The organism is Aeromonas sp. 25-AL00135 (assembly GCF_054052385.1).
Genome location: NZ_JBSTYQ010000007.1, coordinates 141497 through 165017, shown reverse-complemented (window position 1 = coordinate 165017; position 23521 = coordinate 141497). Strand labels below are relative to the sequence as shown.

The 23521-nt window shown below is 56.2% G+C and carries 25 protein-coding genes and 1 pseudogene; 1 reads left to right on the top strand and 25 read right to left on the bottom strand.

Features of this window, described 5'->3' with window-relative positions; genetic code table 11:
• Position 1 precedes the first annotated feature (1 nt).
• From mraY to mraZ, 7 genes are read right to left on the bottom strand one after another with little or no spacing between them, the layout of a single operon-like run.
• Positions 2–1084: a phospho-N-acetylmuramoyl-pentapeptide-transferase gene (gene mraY / locus ACW5XC_RS08660; RefSeq protein WP_005355120.1), complete on the bottom strand. Its 1083-nt coding sequence runs from the start codon at positions 1082–1084 to the stop codon at positions 2–4.
• A complete protein-coding gene (locus tag ACW5XC_RS08655) occupies positions 1078–2433 on the bottom strand; it encodes a UDP-N-acetylmuramoyl-tripeptide--D-alanyl-D-alanine ligase (RefSeq protein ID WP_042053532.1) in 1356 nt (451 codons plus the stop codon). The genes mraY and ACW5XC_RS08655 overlap by 7 nt, the downstream gene beginning before the upstream one ends.
• Positions 2430–3962: a UDP-N-acetylmuramoyl-L-alanyl-D-glutamate--2,6-diaminopimelate ligase gene (gene murE / locus ACW5XC_RS08650; protein WP_042053531.1), complete on the bottom strand. Its 1533-nt coding sequence runs from the start codon at positions 3960–3962 to the stop codon at positions 2430–2432. The genes ACW5XC_RS08655 and murE overlap by 4 nt, the downstream gene beginning before the upstream one ends.
• Positions 3895–5649 (bottom strand): peptidoglycan glycosyltransferase FtsI, encoded by a 1755-nt coding sequence (locus ACW5XC_RS08645; RefSeq protein WP_005336163.1) that lies wholly within the window; start codon positions 5647–5649, stop codon positions 3895–3897. The genes murE and ACW5XC_RS08645 overlap by 68 nt, the downstream gene beginning before the upstream one ends.
• Positions 5646–5960, bottom strand: a complete 315-nt coding sequence (ftsL, locus tag ACW5XC_RS08640; protein WP_005336166.1) for a cell division protein FtsL — start codon at positions 5958–5960, stop codon at positions 5646–5648. The genes ACW5XC_RS08645 and ftsL overlap by 4 nt, the downstream gene beginning before the upstream one ends.
• 3 nt (positions 5961–5963) lie before the next feature.
• Positions 5964–6902: a 16S rRNA (cytosine(1402)-N(4))-methyltransferase RsmH gene (gene rsmH / locus ACW5XC_RS08635; protein WP_042053530.1), complete on the bottom strand. Its 939-nt coding sequence runs from the start codon at positions 6900–6902 to the stop codon at positions 5964–5966.
• Entirely contained in the window at positions 6903–7361 is a 459-nt protein-coding gene (gene mraZ, locus ACW5XC_RS08630; RefSeq protein ID WP_013723406.1) for a division/cell wall cluster transcriptional repressor MraZ, read from the bottom strand.
• A 644-nt stretch (positions 7362–8005) separates the two neighbouring features.
• Between mraZ and ACW5XC_RS08625 the strand changes: the two genes are divergently transcribed.
• Entirely contained in the window at positions 8006–9013 is a 1008-nt protein-coding gene (locus ACW5XC_RS08625; RefSeq protein ID WP_236727562.1) for a lytic transglycosylase domain-containing protein, read from the top strand.
• On the opposite strand, the gene ACW5XC_RS08620 is transcribed toward ACW5XC_RS08625, so the two are convergent.
• The 18 genes and pseudogenes from ACW5XC_RS08620 to lfgG all read right to left on the bottom strand — a co-directional run bounded on the left by ACW5XC_RS08620 (position 8946) and on the right by lfgG (position 23480).
• Positions 8946–9407, bottom strand: coding sequence for a hypothetical protein (locus ACW5XC_RS08620; protein WP_074042652.1), 462 nt, complete (start codon positions 9405–9407; stop codon positions 8946–8948). The two genes, ACW5XC_RS08625 and ACW5XC_RS08620, sit on opposite strands and share 68 nt — an antisense overlap.
• A complete protein-coding gene (gene lafU, locus ACW5XC_RS08615; RefSeq protein WP_042053528.1) occupies positions 9394–10341 on the bottom strand; it encodes a lateral flagellar motor protein LafU in 948 nt (315 codons plus the stop codon). The genes ACW5XC_RS08620 and lafU overlap by 14 nt, the downstream gene beginning before the upstream one ends.
• Positions 10341–11201, bottom strand: coding sequence for a lateral flagellar motor stator protein LafT (gene lafT / locus ACW5XC_RS08610; RefSeq protein WP_040068901.1), 861 nt, complete (start codon positions 11199–11201; stop codon positions 10341–10343). Before lafT ends, lafU begins: the two co-directional genes overlap by 1 nt.
• 50 nt (positions 11202–11251) lie before the next feature.
• The gene (gene lafS, locus ACW5XC_RS08605) at positions 11252–11968 is read right to left on the bottom strand and encodes a lateral flagellar system RNA polymerase sigma factor LafS (protein ID WP_042053526.1); all 717 of its coding nucleotides are present in this window, start codon (positions 11966–11968) and stop codon (positions 11252–11254) included.
• Between the two features lie 7 nt (positions 11969–11975).
• The gene (gene lafF / locus ACW5XC_RS08600; RefSeq protein WP_272868740.1) at positions 11976–12410 is read right to left on the bottom strand and encodes a lateral flagellar basal body-associated protein LafF; all 435 of its coding nucleotides are present in this window, start codon (positions 12408–12410) and stop codon (positions 11976–11978) included.
• A gap of 59 nt (positions 12411–12469) precedes the next feature.
• Positions 12470–13549, bottom strand: a complete 1080-nt coding sequence (locus tag ACW5XC_RS08595; protein ID WP_042053524.1) for a flagellar hook-length control protein FliK — start codon at positions 13547–13549, stop codon at positions 12470–12472.
• A complete protein-coding gene (locus tag ACW5XC_RS08590) occupies positions 13540–13941 on the bottom strand; it encodes a LafX (protein WP_236727561.1) in 402 nt (133 codons plus the stop codon). Before ACW5XC_RS08590 ends, ACW5XC_RS08595 begins: the two co-directional genes overlap by 10 nt.
• A 59-nt stretch (positions 13942–14000) precedes the next feature.
• A complete protein-coding gene (lafC, locus tag ACW5XC_RS08585; protein WP_042053522.1) occupies positions 14001–14393 on the bottom strand; it encodes a lateral flagellar export chaperone LafC in 393 nt (130 codons plus the stop codon).
• Between the two features lie 48 nt (positions 14394–14441).
• Entirely contained in the window at positions 14442–15728 is a 1287-nt protein-coding gene (lafB, locus tag ACW5XC_RS08580; RefSeq protein WP_042053521.1) for a lateral flagellar capping protein LafB, read from the bottom strand.
• A gap of 121 nt (positions 15729–15849) precedes the next feature.
• The gene (locus ACW5XC_RS08575) at positions 15850–16104 is read right to left on the bottom strand and encodes a flagellin (protein ID WP_263086323.1); all 255 of its coding nucleotides are present in this window, start codon (positions 16102–16104) and stop codon (positions 15850–15852) included.
• Between the two features lie 270 nt (positions 16105–16374).
• A pseudogene (locus ACW5XC_RS08570) lies at positions 16375–16980 on the bottom strand (flagellin N-terminal helical domain-containing protein); the annotation flags it as partial.
• Positions 16981–17231: 251 nt separating this feature from the next.
• On the bottom strand, positions 17232–18101 hold the full coding sequence (locus tag ACW5XC_RS08565) for a hypothetical protein (RefSeq protein ID WP_235695234.1): 870 nt from the start codon (positions 18099–18101) through the stop codon (positions 17232–17234).
• A gap of 152 nt (positions 18102–18253) precedes the next feature.
• Positions 18254–19171: a lateral flagellar hook-associated protein LfgL gene (gene lfgL / locus ACW5XC_RS08560; RefSeq protein WP_042053518.1), complete on the bottom strand. Its 918-nt coding sequence runs from the start codon at positions 19169–19171 to the stop codon at positions 18254–18256.
• Between the two features lie 11 nt (positions 19172–19182).
• Positions 19183–20502 carry a lateral flagellar hook-associated protein LfgK gene (lfgK, locus tag ACW5XC_RS08555; RefSeq protein WP_040068885.1) on the bottom strand — a complete coding sequence of 440 codons (1320 nt, stop codon included), beginning with the start codon at positions 20500–20502 and terminating at the stop codon, positions 19183–19185.
• Positions 20502–20900, bottom strand: coding sequence for a rod-binding protein (locus ACW5XC_RS08550; protein ID WP_019444809.1), 399 nt, complete (start codon positions 20898–20900; stop codon positions 20502–20504). The genes lfgK and ACW5XC_RS08550 overlap by 1 nt, the downstream gene beginning before the upstream one ends.
• 8 nt (positions 20901–20908) lie before the next feature.
• The gene (fgIL, locus tag ACW5XC_RS08545; RefSeq protein WP_040068883.1) at positions 20909–22015 is read right to left on the bottom strand and encodes a lateral flagellar basal body P-ring FlgIL; all 1107 of its coding nucleotides are present in this window, start codon (positions 22013–22015) and stop codon (positions 20909–20911) included.
• Positions 22016–22023: 8 nt separating this feature from the next.
• The gene (flgH, locus tag ACW5XC_RS08540; protein WP_040068881.1) at positions 22024–22695 is read right to left on the bottom strand and encodes a flagellar basal body L-ring protein FlgH; all 672 of its coding nucleotides are present in this window, start codon (positions 22693–22695) and stop codon (positions 22024–22026) included.
• Positions 22695–23480, bottom strand: a complete 786-nt coding sequence (gene lfgG, locus ACW5XC_RS08535) for a lateral flagellar basal-body rod protein LfgG (protein WP_040068879.1) — start codon at positions 23478–23480, stop codon at positions 22695–22697. The genes flgH and lfgG overlap by 1 nt, the downstream gene beginning before the upstream one ends.
• Positions 23481–23521 lie beyond the last annotated feature (41 nt).

The window sequence follows — 23521 nt, the reverse complement described above, 5'->3', positions numbered from 1 at the left end:
CTTACCTCACCTTCAGGGTGGCAAGACCCAGCAGCACCAGCACGAGGGTGATGATCCAGAAGCGCACGATGACGCGCGGCTCCGGCCAGCCCTTCTTCTCGTAGTGGTGATGGATCGGCGCCATGCGGAAGATCCGCACGCCGCGCAGCTTGTATGACCCCACCTGCAGGATCACCGAGACAGTCTCCATCACGAAGACGCCGCCCATGATCACCAGCAGGAACTCCTGACGTACCAACACGGCGATGGTGCCGAGCGCGCCGCCCAGCGCCAGGGAACCAACGTCCCCCATGAAGACCTGCGCCGGATAGGTGTTGAACCAGAGGAAACCCAGACCCGCCCCGACGATGGCGGTACAGACGATCACCAGCTCGGAGGTATAGGGCACGTAGGGAATGTGCAGGTAGTTGGCAAAGTTGACGTTACCGGTAGCCCAGGCGATCAGGGCAAAGCCCCCCGCCACCATCACGGTCGGCATGATGGCCAGGCCATCGAGACCGTCGGTCAGGTTGACCGCGTTGGAGGTGCCAACGATGACAAAGTAGGTCAGCACGATAAACATCAGGCCAAGCTGCGGCATCACATCCTTGAGGAAAGGCACCACCAGCTGGGTCTGCCCCTCATGGGTTGCGGTCGCATAGAGGAACACCGCCACCGCCAGCGCTACCGCGGATTGCCAGAAATACTTCCAGCGCGCGATCAGGCCGTCGGTATTCTTGCGCACCACCTTGAGGTAGTCGTCGGCAAAGCCGATGGCGCCATAGGCACCCAGCACAAACAGCACCAGCCAGACATAGGGGTTGTCGAGGCGGCACCAGAGCAGCACAGACGTGAAAATCGCAGCAATGATCATCAGGCCACCCATGGTCGGGGTACCCCGCTTGCTGAGGTGGGACTCGGGACCGTCGTTGCGGATCACCTGACCGAATTTCAGGATCTGCAGGCGACGGATCAGGCGTGGCCCCATCCAGAGGGCAACCCCCAGTCCGGTGATGATCGACAGGATGGCGCGAAACGTCAGGTAGGAGAAGACGTTGAAGAAGGTGAAGTGCGGGGTGAGCAGTTCGGCCAGCCAGACTAGCATGTGGCTGACTCCTGACGGTCTTTGACCATCTCGACTATATCTTCCATGCGGGAGCCACGGGCGCCCTTGACCAGAATCGAAATTTCCTGATGTGTATTTATCATTTGCGCAAGCACTTCAAACAACGACGCCTTGTTATCGAAATGTCGGCCAGCCGCGGCATCTGCGGTGTGGCGACTCTCTTCCCCCACTGTCAGCACGGCATCCAGACCGCGCTCGCGGGCATGACGGCCAACCCGGGCGTGTTGCTCGGCAGACTCCTCACCCAGTTCCCGCATATCACCGAACACCAGTACCTTGAAGCCGCCCATGGCGGTCAGGGCATCGATGCCCGCCAGCACGGATTCCACGCTGGCATTGTAGGTATCATCCACCAGGGTCAGACCACCCCAGCGCTGCACGCAGAAGCGCCCCTTGACCGGCGCCATCTGTTCCAGCCCCGCCTTGACACAGGCGAGGGATGCGCCGAGGGCCAGACAGCCCGCGGCGGCAGCCAACGCATTGGCCACGTTGTGGCGACCCGGGATCGCCAGAGTCAGGCTCAGCTCACCCTGCGGGGTTACCATGACGAACTCGGCACAACCCTGAGCGTTGAGAACCACATCGCGAGCATGGAACGGCTGGCTCTGATCTTCGATGGAGAAGGCGCAGCGAATGCCACGCTCGCGCCATTTCGGCCAGAATTCGTTGTCGGCATTGACGATGGCGGTGCCGCCTTCGCTCAGCCCCTCAAAGATTTCGCTCTTGGCGTGAAACACCCCTTCCAGCGAGCCGAAGCCCTCCAGATGGGCCGCCGCCACGTTGTTGATGATGGCGGCATCGGGTTTGGCCAGTGAAGTAGTCCAGGCGATCTCGCCCGGATGGTTGGCACCCAGCTCCATCACCGCAAACTTGTGTTGCGGTTCGAGGCGCAGCAGGGTGAGCGGCACGCCCACCTCGTTGTTGAAGTTGCCAGCGGTGGCCAGCACTTCCCCTTCGTTGCGCAGTATGGCAGTTGCCATCTCCTTCACCGTGGTCTTGCCGCAGCTGCCGGTAATGGCCAGCACTTTCGGGTTAATGCGCTCACGCACCAGTTTGCCGAGGCGACCCAGTCCTTTCAGACTGTCGGTCACCACCAGCTGGGGGATGGCCAGCGGCAGTTCACGCTCGACCAGCAGGGCAGAGGCCCCTGCCTGAACGGCCTGCTCGCAAAAATCGTGGGCATCGAAGCGCTCGCCGCGCAGAGCAACGAACAGGGCACCCGCGCCCAAAGTGCGAGTGTCGGTACTGACGACGGTGATCTCGCCATCGTCACCAATCAGACGGGCATCGAGTACCTGCGCCAGCTCGGCAAGCCTGAGGGTCATCATTTGAATGACTCCAATAATGTGTGCAAGGCGGCCGCGACGGTTTCCCGGTCGCTGTAGTGCCGCTTGTCGGTTCCAATGATCTGATAATCCTCGTGACCCTTACCGGCCACCAGGATGATGTCCTGTTTGCTCGCCTGACCGATGGCCAGCGAAATCGCCTTGACCCTGTCGTGCTCAACCTGCACCGCAGCAGGATCGCGAAGACCCGCCACCATGTCGGCCATGATCCGGGCCGGCTCCTCGGTACGGGGATTGTCGTCGGTCAGGATCACGCGATCCGCATACTGCTCGGCCATGGCGGCCATCATGGGGCGCTTGCCGCGATCGCGGTCGCCACCACAACCGACCAGACACCAGAGCTGCCCTGTGCAGTGCACCCGCAGGGCCTGCAATGCCTTCTCCAGCGCATCCGGGGTGTGGGCGTAATCGACCACCGCCAGCGGCGTATCACCACCGCCAAAACACTCCATGCGGCCGGTCACCGGCTGCAATTGAGGCGCTGTCGCCAGCAGCTCGTTGAAGTCGTAACCGAGCACCAGCATCACGCCCATCGCGGCCAGCACATTGCTGACGTTGAAGCGCCCGAGCAAGGGGGCGGATAATACACCATTCCCCCAGCTGGAGTTAATCTGCGCGCGAAAACCTTGCTGGTGAAAATCGAGCTGCTGCGCCGTTAATTGACGGCCAGAATGGTTTTCGATCGGGCCATTAACGCTGAACGCCACCGCTGCCGGATATTTTTCGATCCACTTGGCACCCAGCTCGTCATCACGGTTGATCACCGCATTCGACTCATCGACCAGCTGCAGCAACTGCTCTTTGGCCGCGCCATAGGCTTCCATGGTGCCGTGGTAGTCGAGGTGATCCCGGCTCAGGTTGGTGAAGACAGCGGCGGCAAACGGCAGTGCGGCAACACGATGCTGCACCAGACCATGGCTGGAGACCTCCATCGCCACCAGATCCGCCCCCTGCGCTTGCAGCGCAGCCAGATTGGCTTGCACCTGCACGGCGCTGCCGGTGGTGTTTTCCGCTTCGATCAAATTGCCGAACAGGCCGTTGCCGATGGTGCCCATCACACCCGCCTTGCCACCCAGCAGGGTGCGCCAGTTGGCGACCAGCAGTGCCGTAGTGCTCTTGCCGTTGGTGCCGGTGATCCCGACCAGATCCAATTTTTGGGCTGGCTGATCGTAGAAATAGCCCGCAAGAGCAGAGAGGTGAGCGGGCAGATCCCGCATCCCGATACAGGGAACCGGAGTCGATGGTGGGATAAATTCACCATCCTCCTCAAACACAACAGCGGTCGCTCCCTGAGCCACCGCCTGTTCGATAAACCGTCTGCCATCCACCTGATGACCACGAATGGCCACGAAGAGCGAGCCGGGGCCAACCCGCCGACTATCCAGCTGGATATCGGTCAGGATGAGCGCCGGCGCCTGGATACCGAAGGGGCGCAGTAATGCATCAAGTGCGCGGGACAAGAGAAGCCTCCGTACGGGCAAGTTTGGTGGGCACCGCTGGCGGCACCGCATCGGGACGAATATTGAAGAGCTGCAGCACCCCGCCCATGGCCTCTGCAAACGGTGGGGTCGCCACGGCGCCGCCATAATAGGCGCTGCCTTTTGGCTCGTTGATCACCACCACCATGACGAAACGGGGATCACTGGCGGGTGCGAAACCGGCAAACCAGGCCATGTAATCCTTGCCATAGCCACCGGCGACGGCGACCTTGGCGGTACCACTCTTGCCACCGACCCGATAGCCCGGGATCTTGGCTTTTGGAATGGCGTTGTCGACCACATACTCCAGCGCCTGCAACATGGCAGCGGCGTTGTTGTGATCAATAACTTGCTCACCCTTGGGCGGCGTAGTCACCTTGACGATGGAGAGCGGCACCCGCTTGCCCTTGTTGGCCAGGGTGGCGTAGGCGGAAGCCAGCTGCAGCGGGGTGACTCGCAGACCATAACCGAACGAGAGGGTTGCCCGCTCGATATCGGACCAGCGACGACGCTGGGGCAGCATGCCGCTGCTCTCGCCCATCAGCCCGCTGCCGGTATCCATGCCGAAACCGAACATGCTGAGGGTATTGATCATCTCCTGCGCCGGCATCCGCAGCGCGATGCGCGACATACCGATGTTGGAGGAGTAGCGCAGGATATCGTAGAGGTTGGTCGCCTTGTGGATACTGACGTCCTTGATCTGCTTGGCACCGATAAAGAGCGGCCCACCGGGAATGAAATCTTTCCAGCTGGTGACCCCTGCCTGCAAGGCACTGAGCAAAATCAATGGCTTGACGGTAGAGCCCGGTTCGTAGGTATCGGTCACCACCCGGTTGCGTACCCGGAAGCTCTGATACTGGCCGCGGTTGTTCGGGTTATAGGAGGGGGTGTTGACCATGGCGAGTACTTCACCGGTCTTGATATCCAGCATCACCATGGAGCCGGAGGTCGCCTTGTTCTCGTCGGTTGCCCGCTTGAGGGCACGGTAGGCCAGAGCCTGCACCCGCTGATCGATACTGAGCTGCAGATCGTTGGCATTCTTGCCCTCTTTGACGATGCCAAGCCGCTCGATGACGCGCCCCTGACGATCCTTGCGCACCCGCATTTCGCCGGGCGTCGCCGTCAGCCACTCGTTGTAACTGCGCTCAATCCCTTCAATACCGCTGCCATCGATGTTGGTCACCCCCACCAGATGGGCACTGATTTCGCCGGTCGGATAGAAGCGGCGCGCTTCGGGGCGCAGGTAGACGCCACCCAGCTTGAGCCCCTTGATATATTCCGCCACCGCAGGAGTAACCTGACGCTGCAGATAGACGAAGCGCTTGCTGGGGTTGGCGATGCGGTGTTTGAGGGTATTGATGTCGAGCTTGAGCACGGCGGAAAGCGCCAGCCAGGCTCGCTCATTATTGATGGCACCGGACTCGTGTACCGTCTTGGGATCGGCCCAGACCGCTTCGACCGGCACAGAAACCGCCAGCTGCTCGCCGTTGCGATCGGTGATCATACCGCGCACCGCCTGGGTAGAGGTGGTACGCAGGGAGCGCATGTCACCCTCCTGACGCAGACGATCCGGATTGATCACCTGGATCCAGGCCAGACGCAGGATCAGACCCACAAACGCGATGCCGATAAACACCGCAAGCGTGCGAAAGCGCCACGGATAGATCGATGGCGCTTTGACATTCGCTTTGGCAGCTTTGGCTGTAGCCTTGCGTTTCATGGTTGGGTAATTACCTTCTCGGTGGTCACCAGCGGACGACCCATTTGCAACTTGTCCATCGCCAGACTCGCCACCCGGGAGTGTTCAGCCAGGGTGCCCTGCTCCAGCAGCAGGTGGCGCCATTCGATATTGAGGCGATCCTCTTCCGCCATCAGATCGTTCTGCTTGGCCGTCAGACCGCGGGTCATGTTGGTCACCAGGATCACGGCAAACGCGGTCACCAGCACGGCGACCGACAGAAAAATCTGCAGCTTGTGCCGCCAGAGATCGGCAACGATCTCCTTGGCCAGATGAACACGCACTTCGCTCATCGCTTACTCCGCCAGCCGTTCGGCAACCCGCAGCACCGAGCTGCGTGACCGGCTGTTTTCAGATACTTCATGATCAGAAGGCTTGAGTGCCTTGCCGACCGACTTCAATTTGCGACCGCCAGCCAGCTGGGCCTCGGTCAACGGAATGCCGTAAGGCACTTCCGGCCCCTTCTCGTGCTTGCGGATGAAATGCTTTACCAAGCGGTCTTCCAGCGAATGGAAGCTAATCACTGACAAACGGCCATTTGGTGCCAGCACTTCCAGTGCACCGTTGAGCGCAGTTTCGATCTCATCCAGCTCGCTGTTGATATAGATGCGAATGGCCTGGAAGCTGCGGGTTGCCGCATGCTTGCCCTTCTCCTTGCTCGGATTGACCCGGGCAATCATCTCCGCCAGTTGACGGGTACGCACATAAGGTTCGGTCATGCGGTCGTGCACAATGGCACGGGCGATCTTCTTGGCAAAACGCTCCTCACCGAAGGTCTTCAGCACCCAGGCGATGTCATCCACATCGGCCTTGGCCAGCCACTCGGCGGCGCTCTGGCCGGAGGTGGGGTCCATCCGCATATCGAGCGGACCATCTTTCATAAAGCTGAAGCCCCGCTCGGCATCATCCAGCTGGGGTGAAGAGACCCCCAGATCCAGCAGGAAGCCATCCACCTTGCCCAGCAAACCGCGCTCATCCAGATAGGAGGCGATGCCGGAGAAGGGGCCGTGCACGATTTCGAAACGGGGATCCTGGATCTTGGCTGCTTCGGCGATCGCCTGGGGATCGCGGTCGATGGCGATCAGGCGGCCATTGGGGCCAAGGTGCTGCAGGATCAGACGAGAATGACCACCACGGCCAAAAGTACCGTCGACGTAGACACCGTCCGGCTTGATGGCCAGACCTTCGACGGCTTCGTGCAGCAGCACTGTGATGTGTTCAGCGGCTTGGGTCATTTATAAAGAGAAATCCTGTAGTCGTGGTGAGCTTGCCCAATCGTCCCCGGGCAGACCCAAGATGTCGTCATTGACCTGTTGTTGCCAGCGGGCTTCATCCCACAACTCAAACTTGTTGAGCTGGCCCACCAGCATGATTTTCTTGTCCAGCCCCGCATGGTTTCGCAGTGGCTGACTGAGCAGCAGACGGCCATTGCCATCCAGCTCGCACTCAGTTGCATGTCCCAGCAGCAGGCGCTGCAAACGGCGCTCTTGCGGATTCATGCTGGAGAGAGTCTTGAGCTTGCGCTCGACCTCTTCCCATTCATTCAGGGGATAAAGCAGCAGACAGGGATGGGCAATATCGATGGTGCAGACCAGCTGGCCGTCGCTTTCATCGCGCAGCCAATCACGGAATTTGGTCGGAATTGCCAGCCGCCCTTTACTGTCCAGGCTGATGGCATGAGCGCCACGCAACAAATTGCAGTCCCTGAAGGTGAGTGAGCAGGCAAATTGCCCCTCTAAAAACCACTTTGATCCACTTTTCCCCACCTTGAAGTTTAAGGACGTGCAGGGGGCTTTTCAAGCAAGGAGATGGGACAGAGGGAACATATTGACGCAGTAATTGCATACCGCGGATTGAGTGGGTTGATTTTCCAAGAGTTATTGCTGAAAAAACAGAAAGTGATTAATAAGCAGCAAGTCGGTGAGCGGTCACTATCTGGGCGATATGATGAAACGGAACAATACCACTGCACAGAGCAAAATACTGACACATATCACTGGATAGATGATGTAACCATCTTTCGAACGGCGAGCACGCAGAGACACCAGCTGGCAGAGCAACAGATTGTAAATAATCAGTAGAGATGTCAGCAGAATATTGGTGGCGAATGTGAGCTCGTGAGCATACCCGATGTACAGTCCCATCAGTATGAAATTGGCGAGTATCAGATACAGCAAAAACTTCTGAATCGCTTTACCCGAATTTCGGCTCTTTTTTACTCGTGTTATCATGCTTACTAAGTCCTGGATTACACATGATCAAGCGACCTTAAATTCAAAAAACTGTTGAGATATATCATGTTTTTATTATTGCGCGATCCTTGTTCAACCATTACCCCATGACCAGGCTCATTTTTTTACTAATGTGCGGGATGTTAATGATATCAACATCTTGCAATGCTTATCACAATTATCACTGGCAAGCAGGTTTCCCAATCCCGATCCAGGGAAAAGGGGTCGACTTGGTCAGCCAGCAGCAACAATTCCTGTTGAAGCAGCGCCCTTATCTCCAACAACGTCTTGCGGAGACACAGCCCGTTATTCGCTGGGTCGCGGAACAGGTTCACGAACGCAAACTGCCGCCCTTGCTTGCCTTTGTTCCTTTACTGGAAAGCAGTTACCGATTGGATGTGGTCTCTTCTGCTGGCGCCGCAGGCCCTTGGCAGCTGATGCCAGATACCGCCACCCGATTTGCTATTCCCATCACCAGCGAATTTGATGGGCGCTATTCACTGCCATTGGCGACAGAGGCTGCTCTTTCCTATCTGGCATGGCTGTATCGCTTCTTTGGCAATGACTGGCTGCTTGCTTTGGCCGCCTACAACGCAGGAGAAGGGCGGGTACTCAATGCGGTTTTAAAAGCGGGGACACGTAATATATGGGAACTGGAGCTTCCGACTGAAACACGCTTTTATGTCGCGCGCTTTGTTGCGCTGGCAAGACTGCTTGATATGGCTGACAGCTATCAGTTTCAACTTCCGCCATGGCACAGCGGCAATGACTTGCAAATATTCCGTCATCCGAACGGCTGCTCACTGCCCGCGTGGGCTCAGGCAAAAGGCGTATCAATGAATGAAGCCAGCCGCTGGAATCCGGCCTGGCAACTCCCTGTCGCACAAGGGATAACCAATTGTCCGATCGTCTATAGCAAGGGCAAGGCCCCCACCGCCAACCGGAAGAAAGGGGCGACCGCCATTGCCAAAGCGGTCTCACTGGACAGTCTGCATGACCCCCTGTTGCTTAAAGCTGCCAGGGGGCTTGATATGAGCCGAGGTGAGGTCAGGCTGGAACGCTTGCCTGATCCTCTTGGGATTCAGCAGAAGCGTCCGCTGATTGCGGCACCATGAAACAGTGGCGCCACTGGCTCAATATTGGTCCCAAATCGACTTCTTCCGGATATGACCAGCAAGCGCCATAGAAACAAAGATGCTGACCTATAGGCCGACGATGCGTGATGCGACAATCCAGAACAATCTGGCGGGACAGAGAAAGGGTCACCGTATCAGGTAACGTAAAGCGAGCAGGGGCAAGAAAGCCAACGCCTCCCGGGCCGATATCCTTGATCACGGCTCGGCCAATACTTTTGTCAAATAACACACCTGAAATCAGCATCCGTGCGGCAATACCACAACTTTGTGACTCAAGTGGCGTTGATCCATCATGCAGATACCAGCGCGGTACCTTTCGGCGCGGATCATTGTGCGAGGTATGCACCGGAAACTCGATTTCAGGGCTGTCCATGAGAAATCATCTCCTTGGCATGACTAGCTGCCGCTTGTGTTTGTGAGCTGAAAAGTTGCTCCAGATTGGTTTCTGCCTGAGTTGTCATGACCAGCAATTCAATGCGCCGATTACGGCTGCTTTGCGGATTCCGGGTATCTTCCAGCATGGTATCAGCCATAGAGACCACCTGCGCGACCCGATCAGACGGCATGCCGCCCGCCAGCAATACCCGCCTTGCCATCATGGCGCGGTCTGACGAGAGTTCCCAGTTGGTGTAGTTGTCACCCGCAAACGGTGTACTGTCGGTATGGCCAGAAATCATGACCCGATTCTCGATACGCTGGAAAATGGGGGCCAATGCCATCAACAGGTGACGAAAAAATGGAGTGATACGGGCACTGCCACGGCTATACATTTCCCGATCAGCGTCATCGCGGATCAAGATCCGCAATCCTTGGGGAACAATCTGAATCTCGAGGTTATTGTTAGCTTGCATTTGTTCAGCCAGATCATTGATGAATCCAGCTAATTGCTGCATCTGGCCTTCACCTTCGAGCTTTCCAACCAGCAGATTTTCGTACCCGCCGTTAGGCCCATCTGAAAAAATGCTCTGACGGCGATCCATATGCCTGGGCATCAGCTGACCCTGCTGATCGAACTTGGGGTTCAGTTCATCGATCACCGAGGGATTCCCCCCCAAATCGACAGGATAGGGGCTATTGCGTATGTCAAACGGGTTGGACTCACTGTCCATGATGCTGTAGTCCCGCAGACGGCTGGCAACAATTTCCCGCTCCTCCTGGTTAGATACCGCCAGGATCCAGAGCACCATAAAGAAAGCCATCATAGCTAACGTGAAGTCGGCAAATGCCACCTTCCAGGCGCCCCCTCCTTTAGGGGCACTATTACGTCGCTGCTGGCGCTTGACGATAATCTGCTCGTGATTGCGCATTACATTGCCCTGTTGTTAACCCAATCTTCCAGTTCAAGGAAGCTTGGTTTGACTTCAGGCTCCAGGATCTTGCGACCTGAATCGACGGCCAGCAGCGGTGTCTTGCCACGCAACTGGGCAATCAGGATCGACTTGATACACATCAACAGGCTAATACGACGCCTGACCATCTCTTCCATTGCGTTACTGACAGGCTCCAGCAAGCAGTAACAGAGAAAAATCCCGATAAAGGTTCCCACCAGAGCGGCCGCTACATGAACGCCAATGTTACTCAGGGGGCCGTCCAATTGCTGCATGGTGATGATGATCCCCATCACCGCAGCAAGAATGCCGAAGCCCGGGCAGGCCTCGCCGGTCTTGTGCAAAGCATGGGCAGGCTTGAGCATGTCCTCTTCAATGGCCATGATCTCCTGCTCCAGCACAGTATCCAGTTCATGGGGTGTGATCTTGCCCATCCCGAGCAGACGCAGGTTATCGATTATGAAACCTAGCAGTTGGGGATCTTCCGAAATCTGGGGGTACATCAAGAAAACCGAGCTCTGCTGGGGATTTTCAATATGCTCGTCGAGCGCCTTCATCCCTTTGTTGCGTGTCTCCTCCAGCAGTTGATGCATCAGAGTCAACAGCTCACGATAGACCTCGCTCTCTTCGTTATTAGGAGGCTTGAAGCACATTTTGATCTGCCGCCACATTTCGTGCATCACCTCTTTCGAGTTGCCCAGAAACATGGAGCCTACCGCTGCGCCGATGATAATGATGAGCTCGGCTGGCTGCCACAAGGCGAGGAGATTTCCCCCAGCCATCATGAAGCCACCCAGCACGCATACTAAAATGACGCCGATGCCAATCTGTTTTTGCATGAATGTTCCCGCACGATACAAGAAGGGTCACCAGTAAAGGTGAAGCACTACTATATGGAGTCGACCAATCGCTGCTTTAGCTGAAGCACACACTGCTTGTGCAGCTGACAAACCCGGGATTCGGTTAATCCAAGCACCAGCGCGATCTCTTTCATATTGAGCTCTTGCTGGTAATAGAGGGCAAGCAATAGCTGCTCGCGTTTATCCAGAGTGGCCAACACCTTGCTGATTGTCATCGCCATATCGACATCATCAGACTCGGTTGTTGGCGCCTTGCCACCATTCTCCAGCCACTCTTCCAGACTTTGTAGCGCTTCAGCCTGACTGGCGTAGGACAACTGACGCACCTCATCCACCGAACAGTCGAGCGCAGCAGCAAGTTCTTGCTCTGAGGGGGCGCGCCCCAAACGATTGTGCAGTTCACGCTGCACCTGATTATGGCCGTGTACCTGCTGTCGCAACTGGCGAGGCCGCCAGTCCAGACGCCGCAGCTCATCGAGCATGGCACCACGAATCCGTTTGAAGGCGTAACTTTCAAACTGGGCATCAGGTTCACTACCATAACGACGCCACGCCTCCAGCAGTCCCATCATCCCTACCTGTTCCATATCCTCCTGATCAAAACAGGCGCTGACCTGGCTACGCAGGTGACAAGCAGCCCTCTTAACCAGAGGCAGATAGCGAGTCAGAATGGCCTGTTCACCAGTACGGGGAATCGTTGGCGTATCCGCAAACTCTTGTTGAGAATCCCAAGCAGAATCAGTCATATGGTAATTACTGTACCAGTACCTTGGTGATCAGCACTTCGTCCAGATAGGGCTTGTAGCCATATCCCTGCACCGTAGTGACCAGCTTGTCGCGCAAAGAGACCTGCAGCTTGGAAATATTCTGCAGCTCAACCTTTACGTCATCATGGGAGCGGTGGCTGAAATACTGCACCATGGCATTGCGGATCAGTGGAGTCAGCTCATCCAGCTTGGCAACCTGCTCCGGGTTGTAGGTCACCAGTGCCAGCTCCAGCACCAGATAATGGGACTGTTCGCCCCCTTCCAGACTGATAACGAAGCGCTCCATCGGCTTGAACAGCGGAGTGCTGCTCAGCTCTGGCTTTGGCTCTGCCAATCCGAGCCAGACTTCAATCACATCGCGTTTCAACCAGGCACCATATGCCAGCAAAACCAGCAGACACAGGGCAATGACGACAACCATCAACCACTTCATGACACGCCGCATAATGTAAAACCACTCTCGTTATTACATGTTAAAAATCAGACCAGAGTATTGAGCCAGTCGTGCATCGTCCCCCATTGGGACTCTGGTTCATCCAACCACTGACGGCGGCCAGCCAGGATCTTCTCCTGTTGCCACCGCTCCTGCTGCCCCTGCTCGCCGCCTTGCCCCACATTGACCTCAACGCCGCCGGCATGATGGGGAGCCAGGCTCATGCGCAAGCGCTCCATCGACTGGATCATTGCATCGCGCACCGCCGGGTTAGTCACATTCAACTGGACATTGAGCCGATCACCATCGAGCTTGACGGTCAACTCCAATCGCCCGAGCTCTGGCGGATCCAGCCGGATGTGGACCTGTTTTACCTGTTGATTGACTTGCAGCTCAACCTTGTCCTGAAGCAGGCTAACCAACTGCTGCCCCCACTGGCTCTGGTTGTCTGACAACCGGACAGGAGCCCACTGATAGTCGGCAGGTCGCAACGGCGTCGCAGCAAGTTGGCCAACTGCCAGCTGGCGAGCATCTGGCAACCTGTTTTCTACCACTGCGGTATCAGGCACATTTCCAGCATCGAAACCGGCAGCCATAACCGGCAAGGTGAAGCGGCCGGGCAATACACTGGTTTGCCCATTTGATTTGGCAAGCAACGTAGAGAGCGCCTGTTCCGCAGCGGCAGAAACCGTTTCACGACGCGCCATCATCTCTTGCTCGGGCAGCGTGGTCGCACTCCCCATCATGGTACGAAGAGAGGGCGGCAATTTGTTATCCACCACCTGCTGGCCACCGGTGCTACCTTCAGCTCGGGAAAAAGTACGGCTTACACGAAAACCATCAAGATCGGCATCACTTACTCTGACAAAGAGAGGAGGCACATTGGTAAACGCTTGCAGCTGTTCAACCGGGTCGCCTTCCGCTCCTGATTGTTCGCTCTCTGCTTCATCTACCGCAACATCACTGGCAACCAACTCGGGCAAGGGCAACGCAAGCAGAGGATCAACCACCTCATCCAGCGGTTGATATAACTCCCCTTCACTGCCGGCTTGGCCGGACAAACGGTTCAAGGCCGTGACATCCGGCGCATTCACCGCATCAAAACCGCTAAATTGAATCAATCCCATTGCTCTGTCTCACCGTAAGCAGTCAAACCTTCACGAATCGAAGAAAGCTGCTGCCACTCCTGTTTACGAATCAAGGTCTCCTGCTCGCAAAGCTGCAATGCTTGTCGATACAACACCCGGGCTTTATCTCTTGCTGGTTGCAACGCAGCCCAGAGTTGGGGATCCAGGCTAACTTGAGAGACAAATTGCGCGAAGCGTCCATCGGTTAGCCTGACAGCTTCCCACTGGCCAGCTTGCGCTTGTTGCAGCAATAGCGTACCCAGCCCCAATAACTGGCGCTGGCGTGTCTGCAGTTCGGTCTCACGTAACACGGGCGCAATACCTGACATGACGAGCCCCAAAAAGAAGATGAACCAGCCCACAAGCAAGGAGTGGGCCAGACCGATAACCAAGAAATTTCAATATGTTGGGCGTGAGGAAGAACAGAGGGGAAGGAAGTACTACTTCCGTATTAACGAGGATGACGCGCCATTGCTTCCCAACCCTCTTTCAGCTCTTGCAGAATTTTGCGTACTTCGGCAAATCCCTCAACACTGTTGGATACGCTGGTCTCGAACAGTTTCTGACCACAGTAGTCATAAAGACGATGCAGGTTAACCGCCAGCTCGCCCCCCTTATTCATATCAAGCGCACTGTCCAGCCCACCCAGGATCTGCAGACACTTGTTGATGGCCACCCCTTTGCGCTCAAACTGTTTCGCCAAGATATGCCCTTCTGCTCTGGCTATCTCGTCAAGCAAACCATCCATCAACATCAGTACCAGCTGATATGGATCGGCACTCGCGGCCTTGGCTTCTGTGGCGGCAAATCGATAGGCATCATAGCCATCTTCAGATTCAAACATGGGTCACTCGCTATTGCAGGTTCAAACCAGTTCATCCAGGGGAAAAGCTTAAAGTGCTCCCATGGTCTGCATCATCTGGTTCATGGTGGTAAATTGATTGAGGTAACGCTTGTAAACAGACTCCATCCGTTTATTCAGCGACTCCATTTTATCATCAAGTCGCTTTTGATTGGCTTCCAATGTGCTCTTGCGAGTGGCCATCACACCATTGGTCTTGGAGAAAGGATCGAGCACCTTGCTCATCCGTTTGAGCAAACCATCATCCCCCATCAGCGCCTTGCCCAGTAGTTCAGGGTCCTTCTCGAGCGACTTTTTGAAATCCGAGTCACTAAACACCAGCTTGCCCGACTTCTCGGTTTTGATGCCAAGCTGAGTCAGGGTCATGCCTGCGGGCAGATTGCGAACCGCGTTGGCCAGCGTACCTTTCAAACCTCGCACCGTGGCATCAGACGCCAGTACGCCTTTCGCCTTGATATCGGTGGACGTCTCTTTGCTCAGCAGCTCCAGTAACTCGTTGTAGCTATCAACAAATTTCTTCAATGAACCGGTGACGGCTTCATTGTCATAAGCCACTGTCACCTGCATCGGGCCATCGGTTGGCTTTTGCACCCTGGTGAGATCCAGTGTCAGCCCTTCAACCACGTTTTCAATCTTGTTGGTCGGCGACTTGATCTCCAGCGCGCCGTCGCCAACCCCCATCTTGATGATGGAGTCCTGACCCGGGGTGATCACCTTGCCGGCGAGAAAAGCCTTGCCGAAATCTGACGCTGGGTCGCCATCATAGGTGGGGGTAAACACCTTGGCAGCCCCGCTCTCTTTACTGGTCAGCACCAGGTTAACCTTGCCATCCGTGCGAACCAGGCTGGCCTTGACCCCCGGATTATCCGCCGCATCATTGATGGCAGAGACCAGACTCTGGGCAGTCGCCCCCGCGGGCAAGGTCGCCAAATCGATAGCAAACGCCTTACCATCGACGGTAAACGATACTTTGCCGGAGGTTGGCAATGGCGCCTTTTCATCCGCCAATTGCACCCCGAACTGATGGGCCTGTGCCAGTTGATTGACCTGAAAGTTATATTGCCCCGGGGTCGCCTTGCCATTGCTGGTGACCGTCATGATCCCCTCTTGCGAGAGGCTGGCTTTCTGGGCTTGCAACGTGGCTGGCTTGTTCAGATCTTTTAGCAGAGTCTGAAAACTGGAGAGTTTGGAGTTGATGGATGACAGCGAACTCTGTTGCGCCTTGACCGTGGCAAGCTGCCCCTTGAGCAGCTTGTCCATATTCTTGCGCTCATTGGTCACCATGTTCATCGCGGCTGAAGCGGGATCGACCTGCATATATCAACTCCTTCGGTATCAGGGCAAGACTTGCTTGTTGAAAAAGGCTGTTACGCCAGCACTTTTCAACCGGCAAGGGGAAGAAAAGAGGCCGCCACACAGGTAGCGGCCCTTATAGCGATTAACGCAGCAGCATGGTCACCATGCCGGTCATCTCGTTGGACTTGCCCAGTACGGACATACCAGCTTGCATCAGCATCTGGTTCTTGGCCATGTTGGTGCTTTCGGTAGCGATATCGGCGTCCATGATACGGCCCTTGGCGATATCGGTGTTCTCTTTCATGTTGGAGAGGTTGTTAACAGTGTGCTCCAGACGGTTGATATTGGCACCCAGAGCAGAGCGTACGCTGGTGATATCCTGCATAAAGGATTCCATCTTGCCCATGGCAACCTGAGCACTTGCTTGGCTGGTCAGGCCGTTGGTCAGGATCTTGGCATCCAGACCACTACCTACAGCCAAAGCCTTCTCTTCCAGCGGCTTCAGGCCTTTATCAAACGCTTCTTGCGCTGCGGTTTGAGCTTTAAGCGCATCTGCCTTGTCAGTATTGTACTTATCTGTTTGAGCGGTGGTCGGTGATGCCCCCAGAGCCTTATAGTCAGCTTCTACTTTAGTTAGCGCATCAGTTGCGGCTTTCAGCTTGCCGGCCTCAGAAGTAGTAGCAGTATCTTTTTTATAATCATCTACCGCTTTTACCAGCGCTTTATCAGCAGTTGACTCCTCTGTGCCACCCACAACCTGCTTCAGGGCAGTGCCGATATCGACAGCCAGGCGCTCGCCTTCGGAGCCACCGATCTGGAAGGTGATCGCACCTTTGGCAAACTTGCCGTTTTTGCTATCCAGCAGGTTTTCGCCACCGAAGGTGGTGTTGCCAGCGATATTTTTCAGCTCTTTGGTCAGCTCGCCAAATTCGGCGTTCATGGCGGCGATATCTTTCTCGCTGCTGGTGCCGTTGGCAGCCTGGGTAGCCAGATCCTTCATGCGCTGAACGATATTGGTCATCTCGTCCATGGCGCCTTCGGCGGTCTGCATCATGGAGATGGCATCCTGAGCGTTGCGCATGCCCACTTTCTGGCTGTTGGACTGGGATTGCAGACGGGTGGCGATTTGCAGACCGGCAGCATCGTCAGCGGCAGAGTTGATACGCAGACCGGTACCCAGACGCTGCATGGCATTGCTTGCCATTTTGTTGGTGGAGTTCAGCTGGTTCTGGGTGACCATGTTGGCAAAGTTGGTATGAATTGACAGACTCATTTTCGTTTCCTCGAAATGGATGCTGCCACAGGCAGCGTTTGGGTTGACCCCAATGAAGAACGACCACAGCGTCGTGAAAATTAAATCTTTTTTTGCTGAACAGCAGTTTCTCTTGGCCCCCCCCGTTCGGATGCGAAACAGTGGGCCCGCGAGCAGACAGCGCCGTCACTGGCACAAGAGGGCATCACAGAGATAAAAAAACCGCACAAGTCAGCTTGTGCGGTTTTTTACGAGGAGACAGGTCAGCGCTATCAGGTGAGTAACGCAACCACTCCTTGACGAGTGACATTGGCCTGCGCCAGCAGACCGGACATGGTGCCCATATAGCCGCCTTGTGAGAGGCGGGCGGCCAGAGAGGATTGCAACTGTGCCAGCTCCTCCTGTTTCAGGTTCTGACTGCGAGCCTTGACCTTGTCCAGTTGCAGCACCATCTTCTGGCGAAACTGTTTCAACTCCCGTACCGATTGCTCAATCTCGCCAAGCACTTTTTGCAGCCGCTGCCGCTCCTGACGGATTTCCCCTTTGGCAACCCCATCTGCCATGCGGGTCAGCGCTCCGGCCTTGGGCTTGAACTGCACCGGGATCGGGTTGCCTGCCGGGATACGAATCCCCTCCCCCCGGATCAGCACCGGCTCATCCAGTTTGCGGCGATGGGGTTCAGCAACGGAGAGTTCCAGCTTGCCCAGTTCATTCAATCTGGCCTGGATATGCTCTTTACGCAGCGCCCGATCGAGCATGGTGACAACCTCACCCTCTCGCGCTCCGGCCGGGATGGTCACCTCCACCGCACTGTTACTCTGGGGAAACGAGAACACCAGCCGCTCAGTGCTATTTTTGGCACTGAGCAGATCCAGATGCTCGGCACTGAAGCGGGGACGCAGTTCCTGAGCCGATGCGATGAGTCTTGGTTTGAGCTCGTCCGTCAAAGGCCCTCTTGGTTGGGTGACTTTCTCTTCCAGCATTTTTAAGCGATTGGTCACGTCACTGCTGGCCAGCTCGCGCTGACCCAGTTGGCGTTCCAGCCGCTTCAATTCCCCCCAAACCAGATTAAGCGCCTGTTCGCCGCTCTGGGCATGGGCAATGCGCTGTTGCGCAGCACCGATCAGGGCCCATCTGTCCATCCGGATAATATTGGGGTGGCGCTCAGTCTGCTTGCGGTTTTCCGGAGTGTGAGCCTGTGCAGTTGCTCGGCCCTGCAACCTGGGCTTTGCCTGTGGCTCTGCAACGCCTCCAAGACGGGTTTGCTGGACCTGCATCATGACTCCTCTGCTCGTTACGGCATGTAGTTGAACAAGCTAAGACCATTAACCTTGGCAAAAGCTTGCTGCTGCACCTGTAATGCCATCAGGACGTGGGCCTGTCGGGTCGCGGCCTCGGCATAGTCCAGCGACTCTATCTGGTTGCTCACTTCCTTGCTATAGACACCTTTCTCGGCATGGCTCTCGTCAATCTGATCCAGCAGATTAATCCGGGCACCAATCGTGCTCACCGCCTGGCTGATATTATCTTGCAGCGTCTGGCTGCGACCAAGCATGCCTCGTGCCTGCTCGATGGCGTCAGGTGCTGCGTCATTAATTGCCGTCACCATGCTATCGAGTCGTTTGAAAAAATCGTCAGGCTGCAAAAAAAGCTGATCGGCAGTCTGGTTTAACCCCACTGTGACACCTTTGGCAATACCGACCTCCCGTACCAGATGATCACCCTTGTAGCGGTAACCTCCGAAGTCAGGCTCTTTTGGGTCAGTCACCTTCACCAAAGCGGTCTCATCCACCTTGCTGCCGCTAAACAGGCTGGAGCCACTCTCGTTGCGGGCATTGACCAAATCCAGCAGGCCATCCTTGATAATGGCGATTTCACTGGCCACCGCCTTGCGATCCCCCTCAGAAAGGGAGCCGTTAGCGGCCGTCTGGGTCAACTCACGCAACCGCATCAGCATGTTGGTCATGGTATCGAGCTGCAACTCCCCCTGGGAGAGCTGGCTCTTGGCATTGGCAATATTCTTCTGGTACTGCGCCATCGCCACCTGCTCTTTCTGCAAGCCCAGCAGTTGCACACTGCCAACAGGATCATCTGAGGGCTGAAGAATGCGTTTTTGCGTGGAGATCTGGCGATCGAGGCGGGCATACTCGCCGAAACCATGCTGCAAATTATCGAGCATGCTGAGCTGAATTTGATGGGTACTGATCCGCATGGTTATGACTCTCAGAACATGTTCAGAATGGAGTTGAAGAGCTGTTCGGAGGTACTGATCACCTTGGCATTGGCCTGATAAGCCTTGGTATACGCCATGATCTTCACCCCTTCTTCATCTGTATTTACACCGCTGACACTGCTCAACTTGGTCGCCATCTGTTTTTCCATATTGGCATCGGCCTGCATGGTCGCCTTGGCTTGACCACTCTGCACCGCCATCTTGCCCAGCAGCGCACTGTATGCGTTGTACTGGCTATCTTTGATGGTCAGCAACTCCTGCAGGTTGCGGTTATCGCCCTTACCGCCGCCGGTCTTGGCAAAGGCAAGGTCGCTACCGGAAAAACCGGCGACAACGCGCAGGGAACCTGAAGGATTAAGCGGATCGTATGAGAAGAGGGGTTTGCCTTTCGCCCCCTTCAAATCAGAGCCGGTCTCTTGTTTGGCATTAAACTCATCAGCCAGCTTTTTGGCTATCTGATCCAGCTCACCACGCAGTGGACGCAGCACTGTAGTGCGATAATCCATTACCCCCGCCAGAGAGCCACCATGCAATTTAGGCACCTCAAACGTCTGCCCACCGAAAGCGAGGCTGAGTTTATCGCCCGCAAGCGCGAGGGTACTGCTGCTGCTTCCCAGGACCAACGGCTGTCCTTGCGGCAGACTGAGCGCAAACGAGCCATCGCTTTGACGATTGACCCGCACCTCCATATAGGCAGACAACTCACGCACAATCTGTTCGCGACTATCTTCCAGCGCAGCGGTATTAACTGCCTTGGCTGTCTGATCGCCAATCTGCATGTTCAGCTCAGCCAGTTGCTTCAAGTAACTGTTCACTTGGGAAACCGTACTGTTCAGCTGATCATCGATCTGCTTTTCCTGGGTGACCATGCTCTCGTCAAGCTGGGTAAAACGGTTGGCAAGCGCCCCTGCTGAACTGACAATCTGGCTGCGCTGTGCCGGTGTTTCCGGACTGTCGAGCGCAGCACTGAGCGAAGCAAAAAAGCTGTCGAGCCCTTTTGCGATATTCATCGACTCACTGCCCAGCAACTGCTCTGTCGTATTGATGTACTGATGAAAGGCATAAGAGGAACCGGTGGCCGCACGGCTACGCCAGTGTTGGGCTACCAGATAGTCATCCGTTACCCTGCGTACCCCTGTCACCTCGACACCGGCACCATTATCCAGCCGACCGAAACCGGACAGACTGCCCATCATGGCTTCCTGACGGCTATACCCGATTGTATTGACGTTCGCGATATTCTGGGCGGTCAGATTCAATGCAATCTGGGCTGCATTTAGTCCGCTGGCGCCGATATTGAGCAGTGACATCAGTCAACCTTCTTCATTTTTACCGAGTTGAGAGGCTGGCTGAATGCAGCCAGGGTCTGCTGCTCTGAAGCGACCACCCCGTCCGGATTCTTTAATGACGGAGCCAGCTGGTTGACCATCTGCTCCCGCAGACCGATGCCACCACGTTTGACCATACTCATCGCCAACTGGCTGTCATACATATCGCGATAGAGGGATTGTCCCTTGATGATCTTGTCGTCCTCATCCTGCAGGGCATCCGTCGCCGAGCGCATATGTTTGAGCACGGTTTGCAGAAAACTGACTTCAAACTGACCGGCTGCAGCATCCAGCGCGGCACGCTGATCCGGGTTGCTTTTGATTTGCTGCAATTCATTGAGATCCTGATAAAAACCGGGATCCGAGCTAATTCTGGTCATGATAGTCCTTAGATAACCACCAGCTCACCCTCAAGGGCACCAGCCTCATTGAGCGCTTGCAAGATGGCCATGACATCATCGGGGGTTGCCCCGAGTGAGTTGACAGCCTTGACGATCACTTCCAAAGAGGTGCCATCCGGCCAGACAAACATGTTGTTACGTTCCCGATCGACCTGGATCTTGGAGTTGGGGGTTGTCGTGGTCTGCCCGTTGGAGAAGGCGTTGGGCTGACTGACCGTCTGACTCTCGCCAATGGTCACCGTCAGACTGCCATGACTGACGGCAGCCTTGTGAACCTTGACCCCCTGCCCCATCACCACAGTGCCGGTTCGACTGTTGAAGACCACCTTCGGCCGCTCCTGACCCGGATCCACCTTGATATCCTCCAGCAGGGCCATAAACGCGATGCGCTGGCTCTCGTCCCTGGGGGCTGCAACCTGAACCCGCCCGGCACTCACCGCTCGGGCAACCGGCCCCAGCTGATGGTTGATGGCTCGCTCCACATTGCGCGCGGTCTTGAAGTTGGGTTGGTGCAGATTGAGGGTCACTTCCGGCTTTTCGGCAAAATTGCTGACCACCTCTCGCTCGATGGTGGCGCCATTGGGGATAATCCCGGCTGTCGGCACGTTAATCGTGACCGATGAACCTGATTGCCCTTCCGCTTTCACCCCGGCGACAACCAGATTACCCTGCGCCACGGCATAGACTTCACCGTCGATACCACGCAGGGGGGTCAGCAGCAGAGAACCGCCACGCAGACTCTTGGCATCACCAATGGAAGTCACGGTTACATCGAGCAACTGCCCCTTGCCAGCCAAGGCGGGTAGCGTGGCCTGAACCGAAACGGCTGCCACATTCTTGAGCTTGGGATCGATATCGTCCGGTAACTGCACACCAAACTGTTTGAGCATGTTGGCCATGGATTGGCCGGTAAATTTGACCTGGCTTTTGTCGCCGGTCCCGGAGAGACCGACCACCAGACCATAACCCACCAGCTGGTTGGTTCTCAGCCCCTGCACATCGGCAATATCCAGCAAGGCTCGTTTGGCCGGTGCGGCAGCCTGACTAAACCAGGGCAAGCAGAGACACAGCAGGGCGATAAACCATCTGTTCATGTGATTCCTCAAAATGGCGCAAACGCCGAGCTAAAGAAGCGGCCCAGCCACCCCATCTGGTTACTGTCTGCAAGGGCTCCACGACCGGCATAGGTGATGCGGGCATCGGCAATGCGCTGGGACGAGATACGGTTGCTCTGATCAATATCCTCAACCCGCACCATGCCGCCCAAGCGGATATACTCATCCCCCTGATTGAGGCGGATCCACTTTTCACCGCGGATCCCCAGCACACCATTGGGCATCACTTCTGCTACGGTCACGGTAATGGAACCTGCCAGGGTATTTTGCTGACTGGAGGTCGCTCCGCCATCAAAATCCCGATCCGCACTGAGGGCTGCCCCCCAGTCGGGGCGCAGTTTACCGCCAATAGAGGGGGCCGGCACATTCATGCTGCTGTTTTTGCTCATGCTGGTATTGGCTTTCTTGCTCGACTGGGTACGCTCTTCCAACACCACGGTGAGAATGTCACCAACACGGTAAGCACGCCGATCCTGAAACAGGGTCATCATGTAGTTGCCCCGATAGAGGCCACCATCTTCGCCCTGCGCAGTCGCGGTCACCTTGGGACGGGATGGTGCCCATTTCTCGTCACCCGGCTCGGGTGCCTGCAGCTCATAGGTGGCACAGCCGCCCAGCAACAATACCAACCAGATATAACGCAGCATCGACTTCATCATTACAGTGCCTGAGTGACAAACTTGAGCATCTGGTCGGCGGAAGAGACAACCTTGGCATTCATCTCGTAAGCCCGCTGGGTCGTGATCATGTCGACCATCTCCTCGACCACGTTTACGTTGGAACTCTCCAGCGCGAATTGCTTGACGGCCCCCATCGCCTCCTCACCAGGCACACCTTCAATCGGCTCACCGGATGCACCGGTTGCGCGGTATAGGTTGCCACCGAGCGCTTCCAGACCGGCCGGGTTGGCGAAGTTGGTCAGGGTGATGCGGCCCAGCTCGACACTCTCTTGCTGACCCGGCAAAGATGCACTGACGGTACCATCTGTACCAATGGAGATCTTGGTAGCGTTATCGGGGATCTGGATCTGCGGTACCATGGGCAAACCATCCGCGTTAACCAGTTGCCCCTCGGCATTGCGATGCCATTGACCATTGCGGGTATAGGCCGTCTCGCCATCCGGGCGCTCGACGCCGAAGAAACCGGCACCGACCACCGCCATATCCAGCTCCTGATTGGTATTCTGGAATTGGCCGGAGGTGAAGACCTTCTGGGTACCCACTACACGCACACCATTACCCATCTGAATACCGATAGGCGCCAGATTCTGCTGATCCTGCTGAGCACCTGGCTGGCGCTGCACCTGATAGAAAAGATCTTCAAATGCCACCCGATCGCGCTTGAAACCGACCGTGTTCACGTTAGCCAGGTTGTTGGAGATACTGGACATCTTGGCATCTTGTGCCGACAGACCTGTTTTACTGACCCATAATGCTGCGTGCATTGTTATTCCACCTTGTTCATCAAGCCTCATCCACTGGGATG

Coding starts and splice junctions, on each gene's coding strand:
- lafF (WP_272868740.1), bottom strand. CDS start 12,410: ATGGTTGTCGTCATTGCCCTGTGTCTGCTGGTTTTGCTGGCATATGGT.
- ACW5XC_RS08625 (WP_236727562.1), top strand. CDS start 8,006: ATGACCAGGCTCATTTTTTTACTAATGTGCGGGATGTTAATGATATCA.
- ACW5XC_RS08575 (WP_263086323.1), bottom strand. CDS start 16,104: ATGGAATCCTTTATGCAGGATATCACCAGCGTACGCTCTGCTCTGGGT.
- murE (WP_042053531.1), bottom strand. CDS start 3,962: ATGCGGTGCCGCCAGCGGTGCCCACCAAACTTGCCCGTACGGAGGCTT.
- lfgK (WP_040068885.1), bottom strand. CDS start 20,502: ATGTCACTGCTCAATATCGGCGCCAGCGGACTAAATGCAGCCCAGATT.
- ACW5XC_RS08620 (WP_074042652.1), bottom strand. CDS start 9,407: ATGGACAGCCCTGAAATCGAGTTTCCGGTGCATACCTCGCACAATGAT.
- ACW5XC_RS08645 (WP_005336163.1), bottom strand. CDS start 5,649: ATGAAACGCAAGGCTACAGCCAAAGCTGCCAAAGCGAATGTCAAAGCG.
- lafU (WP_042053528.1), bottom strand. CDS start 10,341: ATGCGCAATCACGAGCAGATTATCGTCAAGCGCCAGCAGCGACGTAAT.
- mraY (WP_005355120.1), bottom strand. CDS start 1,084: ATGCTAGTCTGGCTGGCCGAACTGCTCACCCCGCACTTCACCTTCTTC.
- lafS (WP_042053526.1), bottom strand. CDS start 11,968: ATGACTGATTCTGCTTGGGATTCTCAACAAGAGTTTGCGGATACGCCA.
- lfgL (WP_042053518.1), bottom strand. CDS start 19,171: ATGCGGATCAGTACCCATCAAATTCAGCTCAGCATGCTCGATAATTTG.
- ACW5XC_RS08550 (WP_019444809.1), bottom strand. CDS start 20,900: ATGACCAGAATTAGCTCGGATCCCGGTTTTTATCAGGATCTCAATGAA.
- lafT (WP_040068901.1), bottom strand. CDS start 11,201: ATGCAAAAACAGATTGGCATCGGCGTCATTTTAGTATGCGTGCTGGGT.
- lafB (WP_042053521.1), bottom strand. CDS start 15,728: ATGCAGGTCGATCCCGCTTCAGCCGCGATGAACATGGTGACCAATGAG.
- ACW5XC_RS08595 (WP_042053524.1), bottom strand. CDS start 13,549: ATGGGATTGATTCAATTTAGCGGTTTTGATGCGGTGAATGCGCCGGAT.
- ACW5XC_RS08565 (WP_235695234.1), bottom strand. CDS start 18,101: ATGGACAGATGGGCCCTGATCGGTGCTGCGCAACAGCGCATTGCCCAT.
- fgIL (WP_040068883.1), bottom strand. CDS start 22,015: ATGAACAGATGGTTTATCGCCCTGCTGTGTCTCTGCTTGCCCTGGTTT.
- flgH (WP_040068881.1), bottom strand. CDS start 22,695: ATGATGAAGTCGATGCTGCGTTATATCTGGTTGGTATTGTTGCTGGGC.
- rsmH (WP_042053530.1), bottom strand. CDS start 6,902: ATGACCCAAGCCGCTGAACACATCACAGTGCTGCTGCACGAAGCCGTC.
- lfgG (WP_040068879.1), bottom strand. CDS start 23,480: ATGCACGCAGCATTATGGGTCAGTAAAACAGGTCTGTCGGCACAAGAT.
- ftsL (WP_005336166.1), bottom strand. CDS start 5,960: ATGAGCGAAGTGCGTGTTCATCTGGCCAAGGAGATCGTTGCCGATCTC.
- lafC (WP_042053522.1), bottom strand. CDS start 14,393: ATGTTTGAATCTGAAGATGGCTATGATGCCTATCGATTTGCCGCCACA.
- ACW5XC_RS08655 (WP_042053532.1), bottom strand. CDS start 2,433: ATGATGACCCTCAGGCTTGCCGAGCTGGCGCAGGTACTCGATGCCCGT.